This is a genomic window from Streptomyces sp. NPDC053493 (genome assembly GCF_044544825.1).
In the GTDB taxonomy this organism is placed as follows: Bacteria; Actinomycetota; Actinomycetes; order Streptomycetales; family Streptomycetaceae; genus Streptomyces.
Map to the genome: position 1 here is coordinate 160,938 of NZ_JBITXS010000011.1, position 25,498 is coordinate 186,435.

Consider the following 25,498-nt stretch of genomic DNA (forward strand, 5'->3'; position numbering starts at 1 on the left):
ATCGGCGCTTAACCCGCCAGTCACACATCGTTCGTGATCACGCAACACCGCTGGGTCACAGTGAGGTCATGACCTCTGTGACGCATGCGAAGAACACCCGCCGCGCCCACCACTGGCGCCACGACCTGATCGAGCTGGCCGCGATGTTCACCGCCGTGGTGGTGGCGGACGTCGTCGCCAAGACCGTGGCCAAGGGGCCGGACGGTCCCTACCTGCTGGTGTTCTCGGCGATCGCGCTGATCGCCACCGCGGCCTTCCACACCTGGTGGGCCCGGCGGCGCGGTCATGCTCCGCCCGCCGACGATCCCGGCGGCAGCGGGGCCCGCGCCCCGCTGCCGCCGGCCGTCGTTCCGGCCCCGGCCCCCACCCCCGTAGGGGACTCCGCCGGAACGGCCCTGTGGCGGATGCGGACCACGGTCCGCGACGCCCCGGGCAGCCTGGCCGCGCTGTGCACGGTGCTCGCCCGCCACGGCGTCGACATCCTGACCCTGCAGACCCATCCGCTCGCCGACGGCACGGTCGACGAGTTCCTGCTCCGCGCGCCCGCCGGCCTCGAGACCGGCGTGCTCACCCGGGCGATCGCCGCGGCCGGCGGCAGCGACACCTGGACCGAGCGGGCCGACGCCCACGACCTCGTCGACACGCCGACCCGGCTGCTCGGCCTCGCCACCCGCACCGCGCTCGACGCGGCCGAACTCCCGCTCGCCCTGCGCCAGCTGCTCGGCCGGTGCACCATCCGCTCCGTGCCGCCGGTCTCCCTCAGCGGCCGGCCCACCGGCGACATCGCGCCCGTCGAAGGCGTCCTGGAGGAGACGGTCCTGCGGCTGCGCGACCCGAACGGCGGGACGATCGTGGTCGAGCGGCCCTATCTGCCCTTCACGCCCACCGAGTTCGCCCGCGCCCGGGCCCTCGTCGAGCTCGACGCCCGGCTCGGCCCGCGCCTGCCGCGCGGCCGCGACGTGCTCACCCTGCCCGAAGGCAACGAGATCAGCGTCCGCCGCGCCGACCAGCGCGACCTGGCCGCCGCGCGGGCCATGCACGACCGCTGCTCGCCGCGCACCCTGAGCCTGCGCTACCACGGCCCCGTCGGCGACGCCGGCCGCTACCTCGACCACCTCCTGAGCCCGCGCTTCGGCCGCACGCTCGCCGTGCAGACCGCCTCCGGCCGGGTCGTCGCCCTCGGCCACCTGCTGTGGGACGGCGACGAGACCGAGGTCGCCCTCCTGGTCGAGGACGACTGGCAGCGGCGCGGCATCGGCTCCGAACTGCTCGGCCGGCTGGTGGCGCTGGCGGAGGAGGCCGGCTGCGAGAGCGTCTACGCGGTGACGCAGTCCTCCAACACCGGCATGGTGGCGGCGATGCGGGCGCTGAACCTGCCGCTCGACTACCAGATCGAGGAGGGCACGCTCGTCATCACCGCCCGCCTGACCACCCGCCCGCCCACGCCGGCCGACGCGGACCGGAACGCCCACCGGCCCGAAGCCGACCGCCACGGCGCCGACCGATAGGCCGCGCGGCCGTAGCCCCGGCCGTACGGCCCGTCCCGCCGGCGACCCGTCGCGGGTCGGCCGCGCGGCCGACCGGCCACGTCACCGGGCCGAGGCACCGGGCCGAGGTCACCGGGCCGCCCGGCCGGTCACGGCGCCCGGCCGGTCACGGCGCCCGGCCCGGGTACGCGGCCGGTGACCCGGCCCGGCACGGGCCCCGGCGCCGGCGCCGTTACGCCCGTACCGCCCGCTCCCGGAGGGTCGCCTCCGCCGGGGCCGCGTCGAGGGCCTGGGACAGGTCCTGCCACAGGTCCTCGACGTCCTCCAGGCCGACCGACATCCTCAGGAGCCGGTCGCTGATGCCGCCCGACCGGCGGTCCGCCGCGTCCACGATGCGGTGGCTGATCGAGGCCGGGTGCTGGATCAGCGTGTCGACGCTGCCGAGGCTGACGGCCGGCGTGATGAGGCGGACGCCCGCGATCACGTCGTGCGGGTCGCCGTGCACCTCGAAGGAGACCATCGCCCCGCCGATCCGCGGGTAGTGCACCCGCGCGATCCGCGGGTCGGCGGCGAGGCGGCGGACCAGCTCCGCCGCGGTCGCCGAGGCCGCCCGGACCCGCACCGGCAGCGTCGACAGGCCGCGCAGCAGCAGATAGCCGGCCAGCGGGTGGAGCACGCCGCCGGTCGCGAACCGCACCTGGCGCAGGCCGCGGGCGAACTCCTCGTCGCAGGCGACGACGCCGCCCATCACGTCGCCGTGGCCGCCCAGGTACTTGGTGGCGCTGTGCAGCACGATCCGGGCGCCCAGCTCGGCGGGCCGCTGGAGCACCGGCGTCGCGAAGGTGTTGTCGACGAGCAGCGGCACCGTTCCGCAGGCGTGGGCGAGCGCCCGTATGTCGACCTCGGCGAGGGTCGGGTTGGCGGGCGACTCGACCATGACGAGGCCGGTGTCGGGCCGCAGGGCGTCGGCGACGCCGGCCGGGTCGGTCCAGGTGACCTCGGTGCCGAGCAGCCCGGCGGTCAGCAGGTGGTCGCTGCATCCGTAGAGCGGCCGGACCGCCACGACGTGGCGCAGGCCCAGGCTCGCCCGGCTGAGCAGGACGGCGCTGAGGGCGGCCATGCCGCTGGCGAACGCGACGGCGGCCTCCGTTCCCTCCAGGCGGGCGAGGGCGGTCTCGAAGCGGCCGGTGGTGGGGTTGTCCAGGCGGGCGTAGACGGGCGGGCCGTCGGGCCGGGCGCCGGTGGTGGCGAACTCGTCGATCCGGGCGGCCTCCGCCCGGGTGTCGTACGAGGGATAGGTGGTGGACAGGTCGAGCGGCGGCGCGTGCAGGCCCAGCTCGGCGAGGTCGTCACGGCCGGCGTGCACGGCCTCGGTGGCCAGCGCCCGGGTGCGGGCGACGGAGGCGGCGGAGGCGAAGGCGTCCATGGGGATGTCCATGGGCGGCACTGTGAACGTTTACCGGCCCGTAGCGGGAAATCGCCGTGCTACGTTCGACCGATGGCCGATTCTGTCGTACTGGACGCGGTCGATCTGCACATTCTTCGCCTCCTGCAGAACGACGCCCGGACCACCTACCGTGAGCTCGCCGCCGAGGTCGGAGTAGCTCCCTCCACCTGCCTGGACCGGGTGGCCCGGCTGCGCCGCACCGGGGTCGTCCTCGGACACCGGCTACAGCTGAATCCGGCCAAACTCGGCCGCGGACTCGAAGCGCTGCTCCTCGTCCAGGTCCGGCCCCATCGGCGAGAACTCATCGGTCCGTTCGTGGAGCGGGTGCGGGCGCTGCCGGAGTCCCGGGCGCTGTTCCATCTCACCGGCCCCGACGACTACTTGGTGCACGTGGCCGTCGCGGACCCGGCCGACCTGCAGCGACTCGTCCTGGACGAGTTCACCTCGCGGCGCGAGGTGGCGCGGGTGGAAACCCGGCTGATCTTCCAGCAGTGGGAGTGCGGGCCGCTGCTGCCGCCGGTGCCGAGCGCGCACTTGTCAGCCGACTGAGATCGCCCGAGGGTGACGGGGAGCGCGTGCACGGGCGAGGATGAGCCCCATGCCAGAGACTTCCAGCATCGCGCTTCCCCGCCAGGTCGCCGACGACTACGTCGACGCGCTCATCGAACTCGACCCGATCACCGGTACGTTCCTGGGAGTCCACGAGAGCGCCGGCCGCCTTCCCGACTTCTCGCCCGCCGGCCAGGAGGCCCTCGCCGATCTGGCCCGGCGCACCCTCGTCCTGCTCGACACGGCCGAGCGGGCGCCCGGCGCCGAGGACGAGGCGGAGCGGCGCTGCGCCCGGCTGCTGCGGGAGCGGCTGTCCGCGCAGCTGCTCATGCACGAGGCGGACGAGGGCCTGTGCACGGTGAGCAATCTGCGCTCGCCGGCGCACAGCGTCCGGCTGTCCTTCACCATGCTGCCCACCGCGACGGTGGAGGACTGGACGGCGGTCGCGGCCCGGCTGCGGGCGGTGCCGGCGGCCCTGGAGGGCTACCGGGCCTCGCTCGCGCTCGGTCTGGAGCGCGGCATGCGGGGCGGTCCGCGGGCCACCGGCACCTTCGTCGGGCAGCTCACCGAGTGGGCGGGCGCGGGCGGCACGGGTCCGGACGGGGCGGTGCGGGGCTGGTTCGCCGGTTTCGCCGACGGCGGTGAGGCCGGGGTGCCCGACGCGCTGCGCGCGGAGCTGGCGGAGGCGGGCGCGGGCGCGGACCGGGCCGTGGTGGAGCTGCGGGACTGGATGCGGGACGTGTACGCCCCGGCGGTGGCCGACGCGCCCGACACGGTGGGCCGCGAGCGCTACCGCCGCTGGTCGCGCTTCTTCAACGGTACGGACCTGGACCTCGACCAGGCGTACGCGTACGGCTGGTCCGAATACCACCGGCTGCTCGCCGAGATGCGGCGCGAGGCCGAGCGGATCCTGCCCGGCGCGGGGCCGTGGGAGGCGCTGGCCCATCTGGACGTGCACGGCACCCACATCGAGGGTGTCGAGGAGGTCCAGGCGTGGCTGCAGCAGCTGATGGACGAGGCGATCAAGTCGCTGGACGGCACCCACTTCGAACTCGCCGAGCGCGTGCGGCAGGTGGAGTCGCGGATCGCGCCGCCGGGCGGGGCGGCCGCGCCGTACTACACCGGTCCGTCCGAGGACTTCTCGCGGCCCGGCCGCACCTGGCTGCCGGTGGACGGGCAGAACCGCTTCCCGGTGTACGACCTGGTGTCCACCTGGTACCACGAGGGCGTCCCGGGCCACCACCTGCAGATCGCGCAGTGGGTGCACGTGGCCGACCGGCTCTCCCGCTACCAGGCCACCATCGGCAAGGTCAGCGCCAACACCGAGGGCTGGGCGCTCTACGCGGAGCGGCTGATGGACGAGCTGGGTTTCCTCAGCGACCCGGAGCGGCGGCTCGGCTATCTGGACGGGCAGATGATGCGGGCCTGTCGGGTGATCGTCGACATCGGCATGCACGTGGGCCTGGAGATCCCGGCGGACTCGCCCTTCCACCCGGGCGAGCGGTGGACTCCGGAGCTGGCGCAGGAGTTCTTCCAGCGGCACAGCAGCCGCCCGCCGGCCTTCGTGGAGAGCGAGATGACCCGCTATCTGTCGATGCCAGGGCAGGCCATCGGCTACAAGCTGGGCGAGCGCGCCTGGCTCCTGGGCCGCGCCAACGCCCGGGCGAGGCACGGCGAGGCGTTCGACGCGAAGGCGTGGCACATGGCGGCGCTGTCGCAGGGGCCGCTGGGCCTGGACGACCTCGTGGACGAGATCTCGCGCCTGTGAGGGTCGGGGCGTCCGTCGCGGGCCCGTTCGTGCGGTTTCCGTCCGCTTTCGTCCGGTCCGGAGCGTGGGAAACCCCGGGAGCCGCTTGAACTCCCGGGGTTTTCCCTGCATGGTCACGCCCATGACCAGCGGATACACCCCGGACGCCACGGACTGGCGGATTCTCGAGGCCCTTCAGGAACAGGGGCGGGCCAGCTTCGCCGAGCTCGCGCGGGCCGTGTCCATGTCGGCGTCGGCCGTCACCGAGCGGGTGCGGCGCCTGGAGGAGACCGGAGTGATCGCCGGCTACACGGCGGTCGTCGACCAGGAGCGGCTCGGCATGCCGATCCTCGCCTTCGTCCGGCTGCGCTATCCGCACGGCAACTACAAGCCGTTCCACGACCTCGTCGCGGCGACGCCGGAGGTCCTGGAGGCGCATCACGTCACCGGCGACGACTGCTTCGTCCTGAAGGTCGCCGCCCGGTCGATGAAGCACCTGGAGGAGATCTCCGGGAAGATCGGCGCGCTCGGGTCCGTCACGACGAGCGTCGTCTACTCCTCGCCGCTCCCCCGGCGGCCGATCAGCCGCTGAGCGCGTCGCCTCCGGTACGGAGCCGGACCGCGGAGCCGTGCCGGGCCTTCACCACCTCCAGCTGGACCGGTATGCGGCGGCGCAGGTCGCCGACGTGGCTGACGATGCCCACGCTGCGGTCGCGCTCGCGCAGCGAGTCGAGGACGTCCAGGACCTCGTCCAGGGTCTGGTCGTCGAGACTGCCGAAGCCCTCGTCGATGAAGAGGGTGTCGAGCCGGACGCCGCCGGCCTCGTCGGTGACGACGTCGGCGAGGCCGAGGGCGAGCGCGAGCGAGGCGAAGAACGTCTCGCCGCCGGAGAGGGTCGCGGTGTCGCGCTCGTTGCCGGTCCAGGCGTCGACCACGTGCAGGCCGAGGCCGGCCCGGCGGCCGCCGCTGCGGGCGTCGGAGTGGACGAGCGTGTAGCGGCCGGAGGACATCCGCTGGAGGCGGGCGGTGGCCGCGGCGGCGACCTGTTCGAGGCGGGCTGCGAGCACGTACGACTCCAGGCGCATCTTGCGCTCGTTGTCCGCCGAGGTGCCGGCGGTGAGGCCGGCGAGCCGGGCGATCCGCTCGTACTCCTCGCGCAGCGGGCCGAGGCGGCGCACCTCGGCGTCGGCCTGCCGGGAGAGGCGGTCGAGCGCGCCGGTCCGCTCGCGTACGGCGGCGAGCGCGGTGTCGGCGTCGCGCAGCGCCCGGTCGGCGGCGGTGTACGCGGTCTCGGCGGCCGCCGGGTCGGCGGGCGGCAGTTCGGCGGCGGCCGCGGTGGCGGCCTCGCCCAGCCGGTCGGCGACGGCCGCGGCCTCGGCCTGCCAGGCGTCGACCCGCTGCTGGAGCGTGCGGCGGGCCGTCTCGTCGAGGAGGGCGTCGGCCGCGGCGTCCGGGGTGTCGAAGCCCGCCTTGAAGGCGGCGTGGGCGAGCCGGTCGTCGGCCTCCTTCAGGCCGTGCGCGGCGGTCTCGGCGGCCCGCACGGTCTCGGCGGCCTCGACCAGCAGGCCGATCCGCCGCTCCAGGAGCGTGGCGTGGGCGGCGACGCTGCCGGACTCGCTCCGGTACCGGGCCAGTTCGGCCTCGAGGCCGGCCTGCTCCTGCTCCAAGGCCTCCCGCCGCGAGGTCCGCGCGGCCACCCGCCGCTCCGCCTCCCGCTGGGCCAGCCCGCGCTCCTCGAACTCCCGCTCGGCCCGCGCGAGGGCCTCTCGCCGGGCATGCGTCTGCCCGGCCAGCGCGTGTGCCTCGCCGTGCTCCCGGGCCAAGGCCTCGACCTCACGGACGAGTGCGGCGACGGTGGGCTCCGTCAGGTCCTCGCCCGGGCCGCCGGAGGCGGCACTGGCCGTCCCGGCCGCCGCGGACTCCTCGCCCGACGCCGCGCCGGCGCCGGTGGCGGCCTCGCGGGTCGCGGCCTCGCCGGTGGCGGGCTCGCGGGTCGCGGCCTCGCCGGTCGCGGGCTCGCGGGTGGCGGCCTCGCGGCGGGCGGCCTGCCAGGCCTCCGTGGTGGTGGCGACCGCGGTTTCGGCCGTGCCGCGGGCGGCGTCGGCGCGGGTGTAGGCCGCGTAGGCGGCGTCTTCGGCGGTGCGGTCGACGTGGTCGGCGGTGGGGCGGGCCGGGTCGGGGTGGGCGGCGGAGCCGCAGACCTGGCAGGGCGCGCCGGGCTCGAGGGCGGCGGCGAGTTCGGCGGCGATGCCGCGCAGGCGGCGGGACTTGACGTCGAGCCAGTGCTCGTGGGCCGCGTTGCGGCGCTCGCGGGCGTCGGTCAGGCGGTCGCGGGCGGCGGCGAGCTCGGCGGCCAGTTCGTCGCGGCGGCGGGCGGCGGCGAGCCGGCGGCGGGCCGGTTCGAGGCGTCCGGCGAGCTGTTCGGCGCGGGCGGTGGCCTCCTGAGCGGCCTCGACGCGCTGCTGGAGCGCGGCACGGTGGGCGTCCCAGCCGGCCAGCCATGCGGCGGCGTCCTGGAGAAAGTCCTCGTCGGCGCGGGCCTCCCGGTCGAGGGCGGCACGCTCGGCGGCGATGTCGGCGCTGCGCTGCTCGGCCCGGCGGGCGGACTCCAGGGCGCCGAGTTCCTCGCGAAGGCGCCGCTCCGTGGTGGAGAGCTGTTCGGCGCCGGCTTCGGCGAGGTCGGGCGGCAGCACGGCCCGGGCACGGTCGCGGGCGGCGCTCGCGGCGCGGTGGGCGCGCTCGGCGTGCTCGCGCAGCGCGAGCGCGGGCGCGACGCGGTCGGCCTTGAGGGAGCGGTCGAGGGCGCTCTGCCATGCGTCGCGGGCCGGGCGGCGGGCGGCCAGCTCCTCGCGGCGCCGGACCGCGTCGGCGTGCCGGGCCTGCCGGTCGGCGAGCTCCCGTGCGGCGTCGAGGGCGGCGCGGGCGGCGGCCTGGCGCCGTTCGGCGGCGGCCAGCCGCAGGTGGGCGATGTCGAGGGCCTCGCGGGCCTCGCTGCGGGCGAGCGCGGCCCGGGTCTGGACGGCGTCGGCGAGGCCGGGTTCGCCGGGCCGCTCCTCGACGGGCGCGGCGCCGGGCGACGCGGGCCCGGCGGCCTGGGCCATCCGGTGCGCGAGCGCGAGGAGCCGCTCGTCGCCCTCGACCACCTCGCGCTCGGCGGTCCGCCGCAGCTCGGCGAGCCGGTCCTCGACGGCCGCGAAGCGGCGGGTGTCGAAGAGCCGGCCGAGGAGCTTGCCGCGCGCCTCCGCGTCGGCGCGCAGGAAGCGGGCGAAGTCGCCCTGGGGCAGGAGCACGACCTGGCAGAACTGGTCCCGGCTCATGCCGAGGAGCTGAGTGATCTCCTCGCCGATCTCCTGGTGCGAGCGGCTGAGCGCGCGCCACTCGCCCGCCTCGGCGTCGTACTGGCGCAGCCAGCTCTGCGCCTTCTCCGTGGTGAAGCCGGCGCCGCGCTTCTTGGGGCGCTGCTGGGCGGGGCGGCGGGTGATCTCCAGGCGCCGCTCGCCCACGGTGAGGTCGAGGGTGACCTCGGTGTACGTGCCGGCGGCGGCGTGGTCGCTGCGCAGCGAGGTGCCGGGGCTCTGGCGGGCGCCGGGGACGGAGCCGTACAGCGCGAAGCAGACGGCGTCGAGGACGGAGGTCTTGCCGGCGCCGGTGGGGCCGTGGAGGAGGAAGAGGCCGGCCGACGACAGGGTGTCGAAGTCGATCTCCTGGGAGGTGCCGAAGGGCCCGAAGGCGCTGATGGCGAGGCGGTGGAGTCTCATCGGCCGGCCTCGCGCTCGTGTTCGGCGGTGTCGATCCGTACGTCGTCGAAGGCGCCGTGCAGGACGGCGCGCTCGGCGTGGTCGGGTCCGGTGCCGCCGCGGACGTGGGCCACGAAGTCCTCCGCGATCTGCCGGTCGCCGCGGCCGCGCAGCCGGCTGGCGTAGGAGACGTCCGGGTCGCCGTCGGTGCGCTCGGGGTCGAAGACCAGGTGGAGGGTGTGCGGGAAGCGCTCGGTGAGCCGGGCCATGGGGTCGGCGGGGCGGGCGGGGTCGGTGAGGGTGGCCTCGACCCAGGCGTCCTCGTGGCGGGCGAGGGCCGGGTCGGCGAGCAGGTCGTCGAGCCGGCCGCGGATCCGGGCGAGCGGCCGGGGCACGGGGCAGTCGATCCGCTCGGCGGAGCCGATCGCGCCGTCGGGGCCGAGGTCGACGAGCCACATGGTCTTGCGGTGGTCGGTCTCGGAGAAGGAGTAGGCGAGCGGGGAGCCGGAGTAGCGGACGCGTGGCGTGATCGTCTGGCTGCCGTGGAGGTGGCCGAGGGCCACGTAGTCGACGCCGTCGAAGACGCCGGCGGGCACGGCGGCGACGCCGCCGACGGTGATGTCGCGCTCGCTGTCGCTGGCTTCGCCGCCGGCGACGAAGGCGTGGGCGAGAACGACGGAGCGGGTGCCGGCGGGCCGGGTCGCGAGGTCGGCGCGGACGCGGTCCATGGCGGCGGCGAGCACGGCTTCGTGGCCGGCCTTCTCGGCGCCGAACTGCTCGCGGACGAGGGCGGGTTCCAGATAGGGCAGGCCGTAGAGGGCGACGTCGCCGTGGGCGTCGGCTAGGACGACCGGCGTGCCGACGCCGGCCGGGTCGGTGCGCAGGTGGATGCCGGCGCGCCCGATGAGGCCCGCGCCGACGCCGAGGCGGCGGGCGGAGTCGTGGTTGCCGGAGATCATGACGGTGGGCACGCCGGCGTCGGCGAGCCGGTGCAGGGCGGTGTCGAACAGCTCGACGGCGGTGAGCGGCGGCACGGCCCGGTCGTAGACGTCGCCGGCCACCAGGACCGCGTCGACCTCGCGCTCGCGCACGGTCGCCACCAGGTGGTCGAGGAACGCGGCCTGGGCGTCGAGCAGGGCGACCCGGTGGAACGACCGTCCCAGGTGCCAGTCCGACGTGTGCAGGAGCCTCATGATCCCTGAGCGTATCGGTGGGGTACGACAACGCCGGTCGCCGGCGGCGCGGCCTCACGCATCGCCGTACGCCTCTCCGCCCAGTTCGAAGGTGGCCTCGCCCGCGGTGGCGTCGGCGAGCCAGGCGGTGAAGTCCGTCACGTCGGCGTCGGGCAGCCCGATCTCGATGGTGACGGCGGCCCCGTAGGTGACCTCGCGCACGGTCCGGCCGGTGGACCGCAGGTCGTTCTGCAGCTTGCCGGCGCGCTGGTGGTCGACGGTGAGGGTGGCGAGGCGGTAGCGGCGGCGGGTGACGGTGCCGAGCGCGTCCAGGGCCTCGCCGACGGCTCCGCCGTACGCGCGGATGAGGCCGCCGGCGCCGAGCTTCACGCCGCCGTAGTAGCGGGTGACGACGGCGGCGACGTACCGCATCTCGCGGCGCAGCAGCATCTGGAGCATGGGCACGCCGGCGGTGCCGCCGGGTTCTCCGTCGTCGGAGGCCTTCTGGACGGAGGCGTCGGCGCCGACGACGTACGCGAAGCAGTTGTGGGTGGCGGTGGGGTGCTCGCGGCGGACGCGGGCGACGAAGGCCTGCGCCTCCTCCTCGGTGGCGACCGGCGCCAGGGCGCAGAGGAAGCGCGATCGGTTGACCTCGGTCTCGTGGACGCCCTCGCCGGCGAGCGTGCGGTACTGCTCCTGCATCCCGACAGCCTAAGCGCCCGCGGGAATGACCGAGGGTCAACGATCGTTCACCCGTGCGACCGGGTGTTGCACCGGAGCAGCGAAGGCCCCGAGCCAGGGAAGGCAGCGTCAGATGAGCGTCGAGACCAGATCCGCCGGGAACGGTTCCGCCGGGACGGAGGCGGAGACCGTCCGCAGGATCCTCACGGAGAGCGGCGACACCTGGGCGGTGGTGGGCCTGTCCACCAACCGGGCCCGGGCGGCCTACGGGGTGGCGGCCACCCTGCAGCGCTTCGGCAAGCGGGTCGTGCCGGTCCACCCGAAGGCGGAGACGGTGCACGGCGAGCAGGGTTACGCCACGCTGGCGGACATCCCGTTCCCGGTGGACGTGGTCGACGTGTTCGTGAACAGCGAGCTCGCGGGCGCGGTGGCCGACGAGGCGGTCGCGGTCGGCGCGAAGGCGGTGTGGTTCCAGCTGGACGTGATCGACGACGAGGCGTACGAGCGGACCCGGGCGGCCGGTCTGGACATGGTGATGGACCGGTGCCCGGCGATCGAGATACCGAAGCTGGGCTGAGGCTCCGGCCGCGGTTCGGGGCTTACGGCCGGGGCTCGGGCTCGTACAGCCGGGGGCGGGGCTACGGCTGGGGCCGGGGCTACGGCTGGGGCTCGGCTTCGAGGCCGAGACCCTCGAGGACGACGGCGCCGGGCAGCTCGGCGAAGGCCTTGCCGGGCACGATGAGCTTGCCGCGCCGCCGTCCGCTGCCGACGAGCACCCACGCGGTGTCGACGACGGTGGCGTCCACCAGGACCGGCCAGTCGCCGGGCAGGCCGACGGGCGTGATCCCGCCGTACTCCATGCCGGTGTCGCCGGTCGCGGTGTCCACGGGCGCGAAGCGGACCTTGCGCGCGCCGAGTGCTCTGCGGACGGCTCCGTTGACGTCGACCCGGGTGGCCGAGCGGACCACGCAGGCGGCCAGGGTGGTCGTCTCACCGCGCCTGCCGGCGACGATCACGCAGTTCGCCGACGCGTCGAGCAGGTCCTGTCCGTGGTGGCGGACGAAGTCGGCGGTGTCGGCGATGGCCGGGTCCGTGTCGACGTACAGGATCTGATCGGCCGGTACGGTGCCGCGCCAGGCGCGGACGGCCGCGGCGACCGGCTCGGTGAGCAGGTCCAGGCACTCGGGTGCGGGGCGGGCTTCGTCGAAGTCTCCGAGGGGTGCGCGCATGTCCGCACGCTAACAAGTCCTCGCCGGGCGGCGGGCGTTCGTCTCAGCGTACGGGCGGGATGGAGACGGCCATGGTCATCTCCACCGTCTCCTCGCCGTCGTTGCGGTAGGCGTGCGGCACGTTGCTCTCGAAGACGGCGGAGTGGCCGGCCGGGAGCAGGTGCTCCGTGCCGTCCACGACGAGGGTGAGCGTGCCGGCCGTGACGTTGAGGAGCTCGGTGGTGCCGTCGGGATGCGGGTCGGAGGCGCTGCCGTCGCCCGGCATGAGGGTCCAGTGCCACAGCTCCAGGGGCCCGCGGGCCTCGGTGCCGGCGAGGAGCGTGGTGTGGCTCCCGGTGGAGGTGGACCACATGCGCACCGCCTGCTCCGGCGGCACGAGGCGGACGTGCGGACCCTGCTCGTAGTCGAGGAGGGTGGTGATCGAGACGCCGAGCGCGTCGGCCAGCTTGACGGTGGTGCCGACGCTGGGATTGGTGCGGGCCTGCTCGATCTGGATGATCATGCCGCGGCTGACCCCGGCCCGGGCGGCCAGCGCGTCCAGGGTGAAGCCGCGCTCGTTGCGCCAGCGCTTCAGGTTCCGGGCGAGCGACTGGGTGAGCTGGTCGAGGTCCGACACATTCCGTCCAATATTTTGAATGACAGAGTTCAACAGGTTGTACTACCGTGTGGTGCACCCGAATGTTCACTGCACTGTACTGCGAGGCACCACCGATGACGGCACTGACGGCGGCGTTCGCCCTGGCCACCAGTCTCCTGTGGGGCCTCGCCGACTTCGGCGGCGGACTGCTCACCCGCCGCTTCCCCGCGCTGACCGTCGTGGTCGTCTCCCAGAGCATCGCCGTCGTCGTCCTCGGCGGCGTCGTCCTCGCCACCGGCGCGCTCGGTGAGGCCGGGCCCCGGCTCTGGTACGCGGTCGCGGCCGGCGTCGTCGGGCCCGCGGCCATGCTCGCCTTCTACCGGGCGCTCGCGCTCGGCCCGATGGGCGTGGTCTCCCCGCTCGGCTCGCTGGGCGTGGTCGTGCCCGTCGGCGTCGGCCTGCTCCTGGGCGACCGGCCGGGGCTGCTGCAGTTCGCCGGGATCGGCGTCGCGGTCGTCGGCGTCGTCCTCGCGGGCGGCCCGGAACTGCGGGGCGCGCCGGTGCAGCGGCAGGCGGTGCTCCTCACCCTCGTCGCGGCCTTCGGCTTCGGCGCGGTGATGGCGCTGATCTCGGAGGCCTCGACGACCGTCACGGGACTCTTCCTCGCGCTCTTCGTACAGCGCGTCACCAATGTCGCGGTGGGCGGCGCCGCGCTGTGGTTCTCGGTACGGCGCGGCGGGCGCGCACTGCCGGCGGACGGCGGCGGGATGCGGGCGGTCGCCCTGGCGGTCCCGGCGCTGGCCTTCGTGGGCCTCGCCGACGTCGCCGCCAACGGCACCTACGCGCTGGCCGCGCAGCGCGGGCCGGTGACCGTCGCCGCGGTCCTCGCGAGCCTCTACCCGGTGGTGACGGCCCTCGCCGCGCGCGGCGTCCTCAAGGAACGCCTGCGGGCGGTGCAGGCGGCGGGCGCGGGCCTCGCCCTGGTGGGCACGGTCCTGCTGGCCACGGGCTGAGCCACCCGAGCCGGCGGCCGGCGGATCCGGCCTCGCGCTCTGAACCCGGACTAGCGCTCCAGGTTCGCCAGTTCGTCGAGTTCGTCGAGACCGAGCTCCGCGAGGGCGGCCAGCTGGGCGGGCGTGATGCCGGCCGGGATGGGGCGCGGGGCGGGCGTGCGCAGCGGCGGCTGCCAGCCGGTCTCCGGGTCGTAGGAGCGGACCACCTTCGCCGGCGCGCCCGCGACCACCGCGTGGTCGGGCACCTCACCGCGTACGACGGCGCCGGCGGCCACGACGACGTTCCGGCCGAGCCGGGCGCCGGGCAGGATCACCGCGCCCGTGCCGAGCCAGCAGCCGGGGCCTATGACGACCGGAGCGGAGCGCGGCCACTGCCGGCCGACGGGCACGTCGGGGTCGTCGTAGCTGTGGTTGGTCGAGGTGATGTAGACGTACGGCCCGCAGTAGGTGTCCGAGCCGATGGTGATCGGCGCGTCCGCGATGACATGGCTGCCGCGGCCGAGGACGACGCCGTCGCCGAGGGTCAGCACGGTGTCCGTGCCGAGGTCGAGGTCCGGCAGCATGCCGGCGGTCAGCGTGACCTGCTCGGCGACGATGCAGCAGGCCCCGATCTCGATCCACCGCTCGCCGAAGACCGTGCCCTGCGGGAAGGCGAGCCGGGTGCCCTCGCCGAGCGCGCGGAAGCGCAGCCGCCCCGGGTGCTCGGCGGTGACGGCGCCCGCCTGCTGGATCCGGCGCCAGCCGCCCTGCAGGGCGCGCGCGACGAGACGGCGCCGCCAGGCGGTCAGCGAGGAGAACCTGTTTCTGTTCCGGGGCACCCGGACACCGTAGTGGGCGGCGTCGTCGCTGATCAGTGCGGTGCGCTGTGATGTCCGTCATGGGGCCGGACTAGTGTTCCGCCCAAGGCGCGAACCGACGGACGACACAGCAGGAGCGAAGGATGACAGAAGTGCCTGGAGCGTTGATCAAGGGCGTGGGCGGCAAGGAGCCGGTGGTCGATCCCACGGCGTTCACCGCGCCGACCTCGGTGGTGCTCGGCGAGGTCACGATCGGGCCGCGCGCCAGCGTCTGGTACCACGCGGTGCTGCGGGCGGACTGCGGTCCGATCGAGCTCGGCGAGGACGCGAACGTGCAGGACAACTGCACGGTCCACGTCGACCCGGGCTTCCCGGTGTCGATCGGCGCGCGGGTGACCGTCGGCCACAACGCCACCGTGCACGGCTGCACGATCGAGGACGACGTCCTGGTCGGCATGGGCGCGACGATCCTCAACGGCGCCCGCATCGGCGCCGGTTCGCTGATCGCCGCGCAGGCCCTCGTCCCGCAGGGCATGGAGGTGCCGCCCGGCTCCCTGGTCGCGGGCGTCCCGGCGAAGGTCCGCCGTCCCCTGACGGAGGAGGAGCAGGCGGGCATCCGGCTGAACGCCGAGATGTACCTGCACCTGGCCAAGGGCCACGCGGAGGCGTTCGCGGACGGCGAATAGCCTTCGTACTGCTCGATCTGGCACGGATCTGGCACGAGCCCTGGCGCCGACATCTGGCCTGTACGTTCGCCCGCCGGGCCCTTGACCTCACCACCAAGGGCCCGCTGGCCCTGCTGACCGACTACCAGAATGTGTGCGGATCCTCGGCGTGAAGCCCGGATCGGCGTGACGTTGAGAGCCGGAAGGCATGGCGAAATATAGCTCTGCGTGACGTGAGTAACGTTCCGCCACGACAGCGGCTCCCTCATCACGTCGCCATCGCCGCGGCCCGGCTGCACCGACGGAGTATCGGTGGTTCAGTGGAATCAGGGGGCCTGTATCCACTTCGCGAGCCGAGGAGGTCGGGCGATGTCTGAGTTCAGGCTGGGCGATCGAATTGATGAGAGCGCGGAATTCGTCAACACTCCACCCCCTGTGGTCTTCAAGACCCAACCGACCGGTTACGTTCGGCTGAAGAGCCCTGAGGAACTCCGGGCATGGGAAGAGGCGGTGCGCCTGACCACGGGCCTTGAGATAGACGCTGACAGTCTCGCAGGCCACGTCTGCGAATCTGGTTGCGAAGTCAACCTCACAAGTCGCAGCGACAGGTGTGACTTGGCATGATTCTGGCCGTCTCCTACCGTGAGGACTTGCATGCGGTCGCGGTACAGCACGCGGTGCGCAGTCGAGGTCATGACTTTCACATCGTGGAGTGCGACACCATCGGTGGACGAGTGGCTCTCTCGTGGCATTCGCACGGAAAGACCTGCGCCCCGGGAAGGGCAACCCTGGTGACGTCCGAAGGCGCGACCGTGGATCCGGAGGAGGCGAGCCGTCTGTGGTGGCGGCGGGCCAGGGCCGATCAGGAGATCAGCGAGCGGGTGAGTAGTGACCACCAGCGCAGTCTGATCAACAACGACTGCCGCGGCGCGCTCGCCGGCGTCCTCGCCGCCGCCTTCCACGGAGATTGGATTTCATCCCCTGAAGCAACCGACCGCTCCTCGGACAAGGTGTATCAACTGGCGGTAGCAAAGGAGGCAGGGTTCCGGGTGCCACAAACCCTGGTCTCGCAGTCACGAAAGGATGTCATCGCCTTTACCAAGGAAGTCGGACGAGTCATTGTCAAACCCGTGGTCGGCGCCGTTGGACCTTCGCTCTACACAAGCTGGGTGGATGGACCGGAGTCGATCCCTGAAGGGTCGTTCGAGGTCTGCCCTGCCACCTACCAGGAGTACATCGAGGGCAATCGACACGTGAGGCTCAACTGTTTCGGCGACCACATGTACGGGGCGCTCATCGCGACAGAAGCGCTTGACTGGCGCCCCGACCTCAATGTGCCCATTTCAGCTTGGCCCGTTCCTGAGTACGTGAGCAGGCAGGTCAAAGAAGTGCTGCGTCGCTTGGGACTTCGCATGGGTGTGGTGGATCTGAAACTCACACCGGAGGGCGAGCCGGTATGGCTTGAAGTGAACCCACAGGGCCAGTTCCTTTTCCTGGAACCACTCACCGGCCAGCCACTGACCGAGCTCTTCGCTGATTTCCTGCTGTCCGCGGCGGCCTAGTTGACCCGTTGATACGCGCATCAACCGCGCCTGCTCCGGATTCTGGGCCCGGCGGCCGTCGGGCCGGGAACTAGTCTGCGGCGGCCGTCGCCTCCGCCGCGGCCGGGCGCTCGGCCGCCGCGGCGTCGGCGGCCTTGCGCTCCGCCGCTGCCGTGGCCTTCTTCGCACGGTTCTTGAGGATCAGCATCGAGGCGAGGCCGATGAGGACCGCGAGCAGCAGGCCGAGCCAGGAGAAGCGCTTGAGCCAGGCCTCGGCGACGATGCCGACCGAGTAGATGACGGCGGTGGTGCCGCCGGCCCAGAGGATGCCGCCGAAGACGTTGGCGATGAGGAACTTCCAGTACGGCATGCGCAGCACGCCCGCCAGCGGGCCGGCGAAGATCCGCAGCAGGGCGACGAAGCGGCCGAAGAAGACCGCCCACATGCCCCACTTCTGGAAGGAGCCCTCGGCGAGGCCGATGTTGGCCTCGCTGAAGTGCTTGGGGAACCTCTTCCCGAGCTTGGCCAGCAGCGGCCGGCCTCCCTTGCGGCCGATCGCGTAGCCGATCGAGTCGCCGATGACGGCTCCGGCGCTGGCGCAGGTACCCAGGACGTACGGGTTGATCTCGCCGTGCTGCGACGCCAGCAGCGCCGAGCTGACGAGGACGATCTCGCCGGGCAGCGGGATGCCCAGGCTCTCCAGGCCGATCACCACCCCGACGAGAGCGTAGACGGCGACCGCGGGAATCGTCTCCAGCCACTCCTGGACGTGCACGCGGGTTCCTCTCCCGTATCGGCGACCGAACTCAGGCAGCCTACCCGGGCGAGCGGACCGGGCGCGGCGGCCGGGACGGCGCACCCGGTCCCGCGGCACCTGCCGCGCGCACCTGTCGCGCACATCAGGGCCGGAACCGGTCGCACCGGTTCCGGCCCTGGTCGGCGGCCGGGCCGCCCGTCGGCAGGCACCCGTCGGCGTCAGGAGTTCGGGCGCAGGGTCCAGACGACGGTCATCTCGCCGGTGACGGCCCCGTCCTCGCGCGTGATCTCGATGCGCACCGGGAACTCCGGGCGCAGGCCCGCGTCGAGGTCGGCGACGACCTCGGCGGCCGGGCGGCCCAGAGTGGCGGTGGCGGTGACCACGCCCATGGCGAGCTTCTTGTAGCCGATCTCGGCCTTGACGGCGAGCGGCACGGCGCGGCCGAGCTGGTCGCCGAAGGCGGCCAGGACGATGGCGCCGCTGGCGGACTCGGCGAGGGTGAACATGGCGCCGGCGTGCGGGCCGCCCACGTGGTTGTGGTAGTCGGCCTGGTCCGGCAGGCGCACGACGGCGCGCTCGGCGGTGGTCTCCAGGAACTCCAGGTTGAGGGTCCTGGCCATGGGCACCGTGGCGGCGAGCATCTCGCCGACGGTCATCTGGTCTGCGCTCATGAGCCGTGATGTTACCCACGGGTAGCAGTCTTCGCCATCCCCGTACCTGAGCCGAAGGGCGCCGCGGGCGTCGAGACCGGGAGAGCGCGCGCAGGCCCGAGGTACGAGGGCCGAGCACGGTCGACCGTCGACACCCACCGAAGGCGCCCGGAGGCGAACCGAGCCCGATGAGGGGGCGGCCGTAGCCCGGCACCTCCCGCACCTCTATCGTTACTCGCCATGTGGCCAGGACAGCAGCCGCCCGGGGGCGAGCAGAACCCGCAGGACCAGAGTCAGAACCCGTACGCGCAGCCGGGCCCGCCGCCCGGTTACGGGCAGCCGAACCCGTACCAGCAGCAGCCTGGTTACGGACAGCCGGGACAGCCCGGGCAGCCGGGGATGCCCGGCCAGCCCAACCCGTACGCGACGCCCAACCCGTACCAGCAGCCGACCGTGCCGCAGCCGCAGTACGTGATGCCGGGTCCGGCGCAGCCGGGCGGCGGTGACGGCGGCAAGAAGAAGCAGACGACGCTGGTCGCGATCGTCGCCGCCGTGGCCGTGCTGGCCGCCGCCGGCGTCGCCGGTTATCTGGTGCTCGGCAAGAACGACGACAAGAACGACCAGGCCGACGACCCGAAGCCGGCCAGCTCGGCCCCGTCCTCGCCCGCCACCTCCTCGGCCCCGCCGCTGGACAACCCGCGCGACGACACCGCCCACCAGCCGACGATCCCCGGCTGGAAGGTCGTCTACAACCCCAAGTACGGCACGCTGTTCGACGTACCGCCGGAGTGGGAGGTCTCGAAGCCCGGCTACATCACCTACTTCGACGACGAGAAGAAGGGCGGCCCCGTCGTCACGATGTCCTCGCCCGCGCACCTCAAGGCCAACTGGTGCGCGCTGGACACCGACAAGAACGGCACCGCGGAGACCTGGGGCCTGAGCACGGCGGGCACCAAGGGCGGCCAGGGCGCCAAGGACACCGCCGAGGCGGCCTTCAACGAGGCCGGCAACTGGGTGTGGGCCGGCTACGCCCAGCACATGCCCAAGGGCACCATCAAGATCACCAAGGCGGTGCCGTACACCACCAAGGCCGGTCTGCAGGGCAGCATGGCGACCGCCGTGGCCCCGGGCATCAAGAAGCGCAACAAGTGCGAGTCGGACGGCAAGTCCGTCGCCTTCTCCTTCAAGAACTCCAAGGGCGACTTCTCCTCCTTCGTGCTGTACGCGGCCAAGGGCGTGAAGGACGAACTGCCGGACGACACCATCAAGCAGATCGTCTCCACCGTGCGCCTGGCTCCCGAGACCCCGGAGTCGTGAGCCGCTTCCGTGTCCCGCTGGTGCCCGCGCCGCTGCCCGACTGGGCCGGCCGGAACTACCTGCTGCTGACCGCCGCCGCGATCGTCACCAACCTGGGCACCCACGGTGCCCTGATCGCGGCGGCGTTCGCCGTCATCCAGTCCGGTGGCGACGGCGGCGACGTGGGCCTGGTGGCGATGGCGCGCACGCTGCCGCTCGTGCTGTTCCTGCTCGTCGGCGGCGCGATCGCCGACCGGGTGCCGCGCCACCGGGTGATGGTCGCGTCCAACGCGCTCAACTGCGTGTCGCAGGCGGTGTTCGCGGTCCTCGTCCTCACCGGCGAGGCCCGGCTGTGGCACATGATGCTGCTGACCGCGCTGTGCGGCACCGGGCAGGCGTTCTTCAACCCGGCCGCCGAGGGCATGCTGATGTCCAGCGTCGAGGGCGAGCAGGTCAGTCGCGCCTTCGCGCTCTTCCGGATGGCGATGCACGGCGCCGGGATCGGCGGCGCGGCGCTCGGCGGCGCGCTCATCGCGGCCGTCGGCCCGGGCTGGGTGCTCGCCGTCGACGCCGCCGCCTTCGCCGTGGCGGGCGCGCTGCGCGCCTTCCTCGACGTCCGGCACATCGCCGCACGCGCGCCCGGCGGCGGACTGCTCGCCGATCTGCGCGAGGGCTGGGACGAGTTCGTCGGGCGCTCGTGGCTCTGGTCGATCGTGGCCCAGTTCTCCATCGTGGTCGCGCTGGTCGGTGCGGCCGAGTCCGTCTACGGCCCGCTGGTCGCCCGCGACGAACTGGGCGGCGCCCGACCCTGGGGCCTGGCGCTCGCCGCGTTCGGCGTGGGCACGCTGTCCGGCGCCGTCCTGATGGCCCGGTGGAAGCCGCGCCGGCTGCTCCTCGTGGGCACCCTGTGCGTCTTCCCGATCGCCCTGCCTTCGGCGGCGCTCGCCGTGCCGCTCGACGTGGCCGGTCTGTCGACGGCGATGTTCGTCAGCGGCGTCGCCATCGAGGTCTTCGGTGTGTCGTGGATGACCGCGCTGCACCAGGAGATTCCCGAGGAGAAGCTGTCACGGGTCTCGGCCTACGACTGGTTCGGCTCGACCGCGATGCTGCCGCTGTCGACGGCGCTGGCCGGCCCGGCGGAGAGCGTCTTCGGCCGGAGCAACGCGCTGTGGGGCTCGGCGGCGCTGATCGTCGTGGTCACCGCGCTGGTCCTGCTGGTGCCGGACGTACGGAATCTGACGCGCCGTACGAAGCAGGTGACGGGCGCCCCGGCCCCGGGCCCCGCCACGCCGGTCACGACGCCCACGGCGGCGCCCGGGACGCGCGGCGACGCCGCCTGACCTGCCGCCTCCGGCCGGAGCACGCGCCGACCGAAACACGCGTCGGCCGACACACGCGCCGGCCACGCGGCGCACCGCGGACGGCGTGCCGCGCGGCGGATGGTTCAGCCGATGCCGAAGGCGCCGTCCGGCGGTTCGGGCGACGGGACGGCGTCCGCGTCCCGTACCGGCCGGGCGTCGCCCATGAGCCGGGTCAGGGCCTCGCCCCACTCCACCCGGGCCGGGAACGCGTCGGCGGCCGTGCGGCGGGCCAGGGGCGCGGTGTCGATCGCGCGGCCGGAGGCGACGAGCACGGTGTTGCCGAACCGGCGGCCGCGCAGCACCGCCGGTTCGGCGATCAGGGCGAGCTCGGGGAAGACGGCGGCGAAGGTGGCGAGTTGGGAGCGGAGGAAGGTGAAGGGCGCGCCGTCGGCGAGGTTCGCCACGTACGTGCCGCCCGGCCGCAGCACGCGCCGGGCCTGCCGGGCGTACTCGACCGAGGTGAGGTGCGCCGGCACCCGCGAGCCGCCGAACACGTCGGCGATCAGCAGGTCCGCGGAGTCGTCCGGCGCGGCCTCCAGCCACTCCCGGGCGTCCGCGCCGTGCACCTCGATCCCGGAGCCGTCGGGCAGCGGCAGGTGCTCGGCGACGAGGGCGAGCAGGCCCCGGTCGGCCTCGGCGACGTGCTGCCGGGAGCCGGGCCGGGTGGCCGCGACGTAACGGGGCAGGGTGAGGGCCCCGCCGCCGAGGTGCAGCACGTCGAGCGGGGCGCCCTCGTCGGCGAGGTGGTCGACGACATGGGCGAGCCGCTGGGCGTACTCGAACTCCAGGTGGGTCGGGTCGTCGAGGTCGACGTACGACTGGGGCGCGCCGTCGACGGTGAGCAGCCAGCCCCGCTCGGTGTCCACGTCGGGCATGAGCCGCGCGGTGCCGTGGTCGACGTCGCGGATGACCGGAATCTGCTCGTTCACGTGCTCATTGTGCCCACAGGGCGGCGACGGCCCGCGCGTGGGCGGCGGCCTGGGCCCGTCCGGCGCTGGCGGCGGGGCCGCGGCGGGACGGGTCGAGCGGGTTGCGGCCGAAGGCCCGCCTGGACTCCGCGTCCGGGGTGATGAGCTCCACCGTCGCGCCGGCGGCGGCGAGCGCGGCGGCCTGGCGGGCGGGCGAGTGGATCACCTTGCTGCCGGCGGCGCTGGGCGCGATGACGACGACGCTCCGGTAGCCGGCGGCGAGGTGGGCGTTGGCGGTGGAGTATATGCCGCCGTCGAGGAGCCGGCGGCCGGCGAGCTCGACGACGGGCCAGACGCCGGGGATGGCGCAGCTGGCGGTGACGGCGTCGGTGAGCGGGACGCCGGCGTCCTTGTCGTACGCGACGAGCTCGCCGCTGTCGGCGTCGACGGCGGTGACGAGGAGCCGCCGCTCGGGCCACTCGACGGCCGGCCCCAGCCGGCCCGCGATCACCTCGCGGCGGGCCTCGGGCGTCACCGTGTCGGCGGCGGTGGCGAGCCGGCCGAGCTTCCGCCCGTACTGCTCGGCCGACTTCGAGCCGAGCACGGCCAGCGCGTACCTGACGATCTGCCCGAACCGCAGCCGTGCGGCCGACTCGCCCTCGGGCGCGCCGAGCTGGCTGTCGTACAGCGCGTCGAGCGGGAACGTCCCCGACGCGACCTGCGCCCCGACGACGGCCCCGGCGGAGCTGCCGAGGACCAGATCGGCGCTCGTCAGGTCCGTGCCCGCCTCGGCGAGCCCTCGCAGTATCCCGATCTCCCACCCGGCTCCGGTGACTCCGCCCGCGCCGAGTACCAGTGCCGTACGCATCGCTGTGTCGGTCATGATCCGAGTCTGGCGGAGGGTGGTGGGCCGGTGCGGGGCGGGGTGGCGGAACGAGCTGCTCCGGTACGGGAGTCGACGCGAAGGCGGCCGGCGGGCCGACCTGGTCGGCGGTCGGGGCCGGCGAACCGGCCTCGTCAGCGGGCGGCGGGCCAGCCCCTCGACGGTCGGGGGCCGGCCCGCCTCGCACGCGACGGGCCGGCCCCGTCAGCAGCCGTCGGGTCAGTGGTGCGCGGTCCGCTGACGTCCGCGGGCCGGCCCCGTCTGCGGCCCTCGGGTCAGTGGACCTCCGTCACCGTGCCCGCGCCGACCGTGCGGCCGCCCTCACGGATCGCGAAGCCGAGGCCCGGCTCCAGCGGGACGTCGCGACCGAGCTCCACGGTCATGGTGACCGTCTCGCCGGGCCGGGCCACGCCCTGCTCGCCGAGGTCGACGGCGCCGACGACGTCGGCGGTGCGCAGATAGAACTGCGGCCGGTAGCCCGTCGCCACCGGTGTGGTGCGGCCGCCCTCGCGGGCGGACAGCACGTACACCCGCGCCGTGAAGCGGCGGCGCGGCACGACGCTGCCGGGCCGCGCCACCACCTGCCCGCGCCGGACGGCGCCGCGCGGCACTCCCCGCAGGAGCAGCGCGACGTTGTCGCCGGCCTGGGCCGACTCCATCGGGCGGCCGAAGGTCTCGACCCCGGTGACGACGGTCTCCGTGTCCGCGCCGAGCACCTCGACCCGGTCGCCGACCCGGACGGTCCCGCGCTCGATCGCGCCCGTGACGACCGTGCCCCGTCCGGTGATGGTGAGCACGCTCTCGACGGGCATGAGGAACGGCGCCTCCACGTAACGCACCGGCAGCGGCACGTACGTGTCGACGGCGTCGAGCAGCGCCTCGACGGACGCGGTCCAGCGCGGGTCGCCCTCGAGGGCGCGCAGCCCCGAGACCCGGACGACGGGCACGGCGTCGCCGCCGTAGCCGTGCGCGGTGAGCAGTTCCCGTACCTCCAGCTCGACCAGGTCGGTCAGCTCGTCGTCCGCGCCGTCCGCCTTGTTGAGGGCGACGACGACGTGGTCGACGCCGACCTGGCGGGCGAGCAGGACGTGCTCGGCGGTCTGCGGCATGATCCCGTCGAGCGCGGAGACGACGAGGATCGCCCCGTCCAGCAGCGCGGCGCCGGTGACCATGTTCTTGATGTAGTCGGCGTGGCCCGGCATGTCGACGTGGGCGTAGTGACGGGTGTCGGTCTCGTACTCGACGTGCGCCGCGTTGATGGTGATGCCCCGGCGCGCCTCCTCGGGAGCGCGGTCGATCCGGTCGTAGGGCACGTAGGTGGTGGGGCCGCCGGTGCCGCGCTCGCTGAGGACCTTGGTGATGGCGGCGGTGAGGGTGGTCTTGCCGTGGTCGACGTGGCCCATGGTGCCGATGTTGAGATGCGGCTTGGTGCGCGCGTACGCCTGCTTGGGCATGGCTGAATCGCTCGTTTCGGTGCTCGAAGCGTGTGCGGGGACCCCTGGGCCGAACCGACCCTCCCCCTGTGGGGTCCGCCGGACGATCCGGGAAGGGTCAGCTTCGGTCGCCGCCGAGCGCCACGCAGACGGCAGCCTTCGGCGCGTCCGCGACTGCGGACGGCGCTGCGAGGAAGGCGTACCGGGACATGCCTCGAATCATGACCGCTCGGCCCTGCCGAGTCGACCGAATTTCGGTGCGGGCAGAGGTACTTCGGACCGCACGGGGCCCCGTCGGTGCCCTGTGCCGGTGTGTAGCCTGTCGGACTGTCGAGAGAGCGGGGCCTCGGGAGGTGGCTGACGGGCCGTGATCGAGCTGCCCGAAGGGTCGTGGTGGGACTGGGACATCGTTTCCTGGGACCCCGGGCAGTTGCGTCTGGGCGCCGGTCACGACATCGCGTACGCCCACGGCCTGGAGCTGGTGTTCAGCGACCCGCTCTTCGTCACGTGTCCCGCCGCCTTTCAGGACCCGGCGTTTCGCGCGCCGACACCGGCCGAGGTCGGGCTCGTCGCACGGCAGGTCGGTGAGACGCCTCCCGTGCTGGTCGCCTTCGAGGCCGACGCGGGCGGGCCGAGTCCCGCCTCAGGGCTGGTCGCGGCCAGGCGGCTCCGCATCGTGCGGGGAATCGTGTTCCGGTACTGGCGCGAGGATCTGGCGGCGGGGGAACGTCTGGCTCCCTGGGTGAGGCCTCCCGACTGACTGTCTAGGACGGGGTCAGGTTCTTGAGGGCCTCGCGGGTCGAGAGGGGGGAGAGGGTGGCGGTGTGCCGGGTGACGAAGGCGTGGACCTCGGACGGGGAGGTCTTGGCGTACTCGCGCAGGCTCCAGCCGATCGCCTTGCGGATGAAGAAGTCCGGGTGGCCGGAGCGCAGCAGGCAGTAGGAGAAGAGGCGTTCGGCGTCGGTGGCGGACTTGAAGCGGAGCTGGTGGAGGAGGGCGGTGCGGGCGACCCAGAGGTCGTCGTCGGCGATCCACTCGTCCATGCGGGCGGCGAGCGCCGGGTCCGCCGCGACGAGGCCGCCGACGACGTGGGCGGCGAGGTGGTCGACGGTGTCCCACCAGGAGACGGTGGTGACGAGGGTGCGGGCGACCGGGAGGAAGGCGGAGGAGCAGCGCCTCACGTGGCGGCGCAGGTAGTCGACGGCGAAGTAGTGGTACTCGCGCTCGGGCAGGGCGAAACAGCGCAGCGCGATCGCCGTGCAGTCGGCCTCGTCGGGGACCGGGAGGCCTTCGAGGACGGTACGGGACAGGGCGCGGCGCTCGGTGGTGCGCACCCCGAGGAAGGGGGCGACGCCCTTCATGTACGCGACCATCTCCTGCGCCCGGAAGGGGTCGCCGGCGGCGGGATACGCGTCGGTGAGCCGGGCGAGCACGGTGTCGGCGAGGCTGCTGTCGGGCACGGCGACGGGGACGGCTGCGGTCACGGGCCCACTGTAGGCGCGGAGGCGTGAGGCCGGGGCCCGGGCGGCCCGGGCGGGGCCGGCGGCGCGGGCGAGCGCGCTGGGCGG

At 73.9% G+C, this 25,498-nt stretch carries 24 protein-coding genes; 11 read left to right on the forward strand and 13 right to left on the reverse strand.

What is annotated here, in order from left to right; translation table 11 throughout:
- Positions 1-68 precede the first annotated feature (68 nt).
- On the forward strand, positions 69-1,508 hold the full coding sequence (locus tag ACIGO8_RS27770; protein ID WP_399736202.1) for a GNAT family N-acetyltransferase: 1,440 nt from the start codon (positions 69-71) through the stop codon (positions 1,506-1,508).
- Between the two features lie 211 nt (positions 1,509-1,719).
- Here ACIGO8_RS27770 and ACIGO8_RS27775 read toward each other — a convergent pair whose 3' ends face one another.
- Entirely contained in the window at positions 1,720-2,925 is a 1,206-nt protein-coding gene (locus tag ACIGO8_RS27775) for a trans-sulfuration enzyme family protein (protein ID WP_399736205.1), read from the reverse strand.
- A gap of 60 nt (positions 2,926-2,985) precedes the next feature.
- On the opposite strand from ACIGO8_RS27775, the gene ACIGO8_RS27780 reads away from it, so the two are divergent.
- From ACIGO8_RS27780 to ACIGO8_RS27790, 3 genes are all read left to right on the forward strand, one after another.
- Positions 2,986-3,483: an Lrp/AsnC family transcriptional regulator gene (locus tag ACIGO8_RS27780; protein ID WP_399736208.1), complete on the forward strand. Its 498-nt coding sequence runs from the start codon at positions 2,986-2,988 to the stop codon at positions 3,481-3,483.
- A 49-nt stretch (positions 3,484-3,532) separates the two neighbouring features.
- The gene (locus tag ACIGO8_RS27785) at positions 3,533-5,251 is read left to right on the forward strand and encodes a DUF885 domain-containing protein (RefSeq protein WP_399736211.1); all 1,719 of its coding nucleotides are present in this window, start codon (positions 3,533-3,535) and stop codon (positions 5,249-5,251) included.
- A gap of 121 nt (positions 5,252-5,372) precedes the next feature.
- Entirely contained in the window at positions 5,373-5,822 is a 450-nt protein-coding gene (locus ACIGO8_RS27790; protein WP_399736214.1) for an Lrp/AsnC family transcriptional regulator, read from the forward strand.
- On the opposite strand, the gene ACIGO8_RS27795 is transcribed toward ACIGO8_RS27790, so the two are convergent.
- Genes ACIGO8_RS27795 through ACIGO8_RS27805 form a run of 3 tightly spaced genes read right to left on the reverse strand, consistent with a single transcriptional unit; the run spans position 5,812 to position 10,841 of the window.
- Complete coding sequence (locus ACIGO8_RS27795) at positions 5,812-8,988, reverse strand: AAA family ATPase (protein WP_399736217.1); 3,177 nt, start codon at positions 8,986-8,988, stop codon at positions 5,812-5,814. The genes ACIGO8_RS27790 and ACIGO8_RS27795 overlap by 11 nt on opposite strands.
- Positions 8,985-10,160, reverse strand: coding sequence for an exonuclease SbcCD subunit D (locus ACIGO8_RS27800; RefSeq protein WP_399736219.1), 1,176 nt, complete (start codon positions 10,158-10,160; stop codon positions 8,985-8,987). The genes ACIGO8_RS27795 and ACIGO8_RS27800 overlap by 4 nt, the downstream gene beginning before the upstream one ends.
- 54 nt (positions 10,161-10,214) lie before the next feature.
- Positions 10,215-10,841: a YigZ family protein gene (locus ACIGO8_RS27805; RefSeq protein ID WP_399736222.1), complete on the reverse strand. Its 627-nt coding sequence runs from the start codon at positions 10,839-10,841 to the stop codon at positions 10,215-10,217.
- Positions 10,842-10,953: 112 nt separating this feature from the next.
- Between ACIGO8_RS27805 and ACIGO8_RS27810 the strand changes: the two genes are divergently transcribed.
- The gene (locus ACIGO8_RS27810; RefSeq protein ID WP_399736225.1) at positions 10,954-11,397 is read left to right on the forward strand and encodes a CoA-binding protein; all 444 of its coding nucleotides are present in this window, start codon (positions 10,954-10,956) and stop codon (positions 11,395-11,397) included.
- 79 nt (positions 11,398-11,476) lie between these two features.
- Here ACIGO8_RS27810 and ACIGO8_RS27815 read toward each other — a convergent pair whose 3' ends face one another.
- Positions 11,477-12,049: a YbaK/EbsC family protein gene (locus ACIGO8_RS27815; protein WP_399736228.1), complete on the reverse strand. Its 573-nt coding sequence runs from the start codon at positions 12,047-12,049 to the stop codon at positions 11,477-11,479.
- A 43-nt stretch (positions 12,050-12,092) separates the two neighbouring features.
- Positions 12,093-12,665 carry a helix-turn-helix domain-containing protein gene (locus ACIGO8_RS27820; RefSeq protein WP_399736231.1) on the reverse strand — a complete coding sequence of 191 codons (573 nt, stop codon included), beginning with the start codon at positions 12,663-12,665 and terminating at the stop codon, positions 12,093-12,095.
- Positions 12,666-12,769: 104 nt separating this feature from the next.
- Between ACIGO8_RS27820 and ACIGO8_RS27825 the strand changes: the two genes are divergently transcribed.
- Positions 12,770-13,639: an EamA family transporter gene (locus tag ACIGO8_RS27825; protein ID WP_399736429.1), complete on the forward strand. Its 870-nt coding sequence runs from the start codon at positions 12,770-12,772 to the stop codon at positions 13,637-13,639.
- A gap of 50 nt (positions 13,640-13,689) precedes the next feature.
- Here ACIGO8_RS27825 and ACIGO8_RS27830 read toward each other — a convergent pair whose 3' ends face one another.
- On the reverse strand, positions 13,690-14,457 hold the full coding sequence (locus tag ACIGO8_RS27830) for an acyltransferase (RefSeq protein WP_399736234.1): 768 nt from the start codon (positions 14,455-14,457) through the stop codon (positions 13,690-13,692).
- 122 nt (positions 14,458-14,579) lie between these two features.
- Between ACIGO8_RS27830 and ACIGO8_RS27835 the strand changes: the two genes are divergently transcribed.
- Complete coding sequence (locus ACIGO8_RS27835; protein ID WP_399736237.1) at positions 14,580-15,122, forward strand: gamma carbonic anhydrase family protein; 543 nt, start codon at positions 14,580-14,582, stop codon at positions 15,120-15,122.
- A gap of 599 nt (positions 15,123-15,721) precedes the next feature.
- On the forward strand, positions 15,722-16,663 hold the full coding sequence (locus tag ACIGO8_RS27840) for a RimK family alpha-L-glutamate ligase (RefSeq protein WP_399736239.1): 942 nt from the start codon (positions 15,722-15,724) through the stop codon (positions 16,661-16,663).
- A 70-nt stretch (positions 16,664-16,733) separates the two neighbouring features.
- Here ACIGO8_RS27840 and ACIGO8_RS27845 read toward each other — a convergent pair whose 3' ends face one another.
- Positions 16,734-17,417 carry a DedA family protein gene (locus ACIGO8_RS27845; protein ID WP_399736242.1) on the reverse strand — a complete coding sequence of 228 codons (684 nt, stop codon included), beginning with the start codon at positions 17,415-17,417 and terminating at the stop codon, positions 16,734-16,736.
- A gap of 200 nt (positions 17,418-17,617) precedes the next feature.
- On the reverse strand, positions 17,618-18,055 hold the full coding sequence (locus ACIGO8_RS27850) for a DUF4442 domain-containing protein (RefSeq protein ID WP_399736431.1): 438 nt from the start codon (positions 18,053-18,055) through the stop codon (positions 17,618-17,620).
- Between the two features lie 234 nt (positions 18,056-18,289).
- On the opposite strand from ACIGO8_RS27850, the gene ACIGO8_RS27855 reads away from it, so the two are divergent.
- Together ACIGO8_RS27855 and ACIGO8_RS27860 are read left to right on the forward strand one after the other, a co-directional pair.
- Positions 18,290-19,366, forward strand: a complete 1,077-nt coding sequence (locus ACIGO8_RS27855; protein WP_399736245.1) for a hypothetical protein — start codon at positions 18,290-18,292, stop codon at positions 19,364-19,366.
- Positions 19,363-20,685: an MFS transporter gene (locus ACIGO8_RS27860; RefSeq protein ID WP_399736248.1), complete on the forward strand. Its 1,323-nt coding sequence runs from the start codon at positions 19,363-19,365 to the stop codon at positions 20,683-20,685. Before ACIGO8_RS27855 ends, ACIGO8_RS27860 begins: the two co-directional genes overlap by 4 nt.
- Positions 20,686-20,789: 104 nt before the next feature.
- On the opposite strand, the gene ACIGO8_RS27865 is transcribed toward ACIGO8_RS27860, so the two are convergent.
- From ACIGO8_RS27865 to tuf, 3 genes are all read right to left on the reverse strand, one after another.
- Entirely contained in the window at positions 20,790-21,635 is an 846-nt protein-coding gene (locus ACIGO8_RS27865) for a spermidine synthase (protein WP_399736251.1), read from the reverse strand.
- A gap of 4 nt (positions 21,636-21,639) precedes the next feature.
- Positions 21,640-22,497, reverse strand: coding sequence for a patatin-like phospholipase family protein (locus tag ACIGO8_RS27870; RefSeq protein WP_399736254.1), 858 nt, complete (start codon positions 22,495-22,497; stop codon positions 21,640-21,642).
- 275 nt (positions 22,498-22,772) lie between these two features.
- On the reverse strand, positions 22,773-23,951 hold the full coding sequence (tuf, locus tag ACIGO8_RS27875; protein WP_399736257.1) for an elongation factor Tu: 1,179 nt from the start codon (positions 23,949-23,951) through the stop codon (positions 22,773-22,775).
- A 346-nt stretch (positions 23,952-24,297) separates the two neighbouring features.
- Here tuf and ACIGO8_RS27880 point away from each other — a divergent pair, with 346 nt between their 5' ends.
- Positions 24,298-24,690: a hypothetical protein gene (locus ACIGO8_RS27880; RefSeq protein WP_399736260.1), complete on the forward strand. Its 393-nt coding sequence runs from the start codon at positions 24,298-24,300 to the stop codon at positions 24,688-24,690.
- Positions 24,691-24,694: 4 nt separating this feature from the next.
- Here ACIGO8_RS27880 and ACIGO8_RS27885 read toward each other — a convergent pair whose 3' ends face one another.
- On the reverse strand, positions 24,695-25,414 hold the full coding sequence (locus ACIGO8_RS27885) for a DNA alkylation repair protein (RefSeq protein ID WP_399736262.1): 720 nt from the start codon (positions 25,412-25,414) through the stop codon (positions 24,695-24,697).
- Positions 25,415-25,498 lie beyond the last annotated feature (84 nt).

What these genes read in the sequence shown, in the direction of transcription:
- ACIGO8_RS27770 (WP_399736202.1), top strand. Translation starts at nt 69, where the DNA reads ATGACCTCTGTGACGCATGCGAAGAACACCCGCCGCGCCCACCACTGG.
- ACIGO8_RS27775 (WP_399736205.1), bottom strand. Translation starts at nt 2,925, where the DNA reads ATGGACATCCCCATGGACGCCTTCGCCTCCGCCGCCTCCGTCGCCCGC.
- ACIGO8_RS27780 (WP_399736208.1), top strand. Translation starts at nt 2,986, where the DNA reads ATGGCCGATTCTGTCGTACTGGACGCGGTCGATCTGCACATTCTTCGC.
- ACIGO8_RS27785 (WP_399736211.1), top strand. Translation starts at nt 3,533, where the DNA reads ATGCCAGAGACTTCCAGCATCGCGCTTCCCCGCCAGGTCGCCGACGAC.
- ACIGO8_RS27790 (WP_399736214.1), top strand. Translation starts at nt 5,373, where the DNA reads ATGACCAGCGGATACACCCCGGACGCCACGGACTGGCGGATTCTCGAG.
- ACIGO8_RS27795 (WP_399736217.1), bottom strand. Translation starts at nt 8,988, where the DNA reads ATGAGACTCCACCGCCTCGCCATCAGCGCCTTCGGGCCCTTCGGCACC.
- ACIGO8_RS27800 (WP_399736219.1), bottom strand. Translation starts at nt 10,160, where the DNA reads ATGAGGCTCCTGCACACGTCGGACTGGCACCTGGGACGGTCGTTCCAC.
- ACIGO8_RS27805 (WP_399736222.1), bottom strand. Translation starts at nt 10,841, where the DNA reads ATGCAGGAGCAGTACCGCACGCTCGCCGGCGAGGGCGTCCACGAGACC.
- ACIGO8_RS27810 (WP_399736225.1), top strand. Translation starts at nt 10,954, where the DNA reads ATGAGCGTCGAGACCAGATCCGCCGGGAACGGTTCCGCCGGGACGGAG.
- ACIGO8_RS27815 (WP_399736228.1), bottom strand. Translation starts at nt 12,049, where the DNA reads ATGCGCGCACCCCTCGGAGACTTCGACGAAGCCCGCCCCGCACCCGAG.
- ACIGO8_RS27835 (WP_399736237.1), top strand. Translation starts at nt 14,580, where the DNA reads ATGACAGAAGTGCCTGGAGCGTTGATCAAGGGCGTGGGCGGCAAGGAG.
- ACIGO8_RS27840 (WP_399736239.1), top strand. Translation starts at nt 15,722, where the DNA reads ATGATTCTGGCCGTCTCCTACCGTGAGGACTTGCATGCGGTCGCGGTA.
- ACIGO8_RS27850 (WP_399736431.1), bottom strand. Translation starts at nt 18,055, where the DNA reads ATGACCGTCGGCGAGATGCTCGCCGCCACGGTGCCCATGGCCAGGACC.
- ACIGO8_RS27855 (WP_399736245.1), top strand. Translation starts at nt 18,290, where the DNA reads ATGTGGCCAGGACAGCAGCCGCCCGGGGGCGAGCAGAACCCGCAGGAC.
- ACIGO8_RS27870 (WP_399736254.1), bottom strand. Translation starts at nt 22,497, where the DNA reads ATGACCGACACAGCGATGCGTACGGCACTGGTACTCGGCGCGGGCGGA.
- tuf (WP_399736257.1), bottom strand. Translation starts at nt 23,951, where the DNA reads ATGCCCAAGCAGGCGTACGCGCGCACCAAGCCGCATCTCAACATCGGC.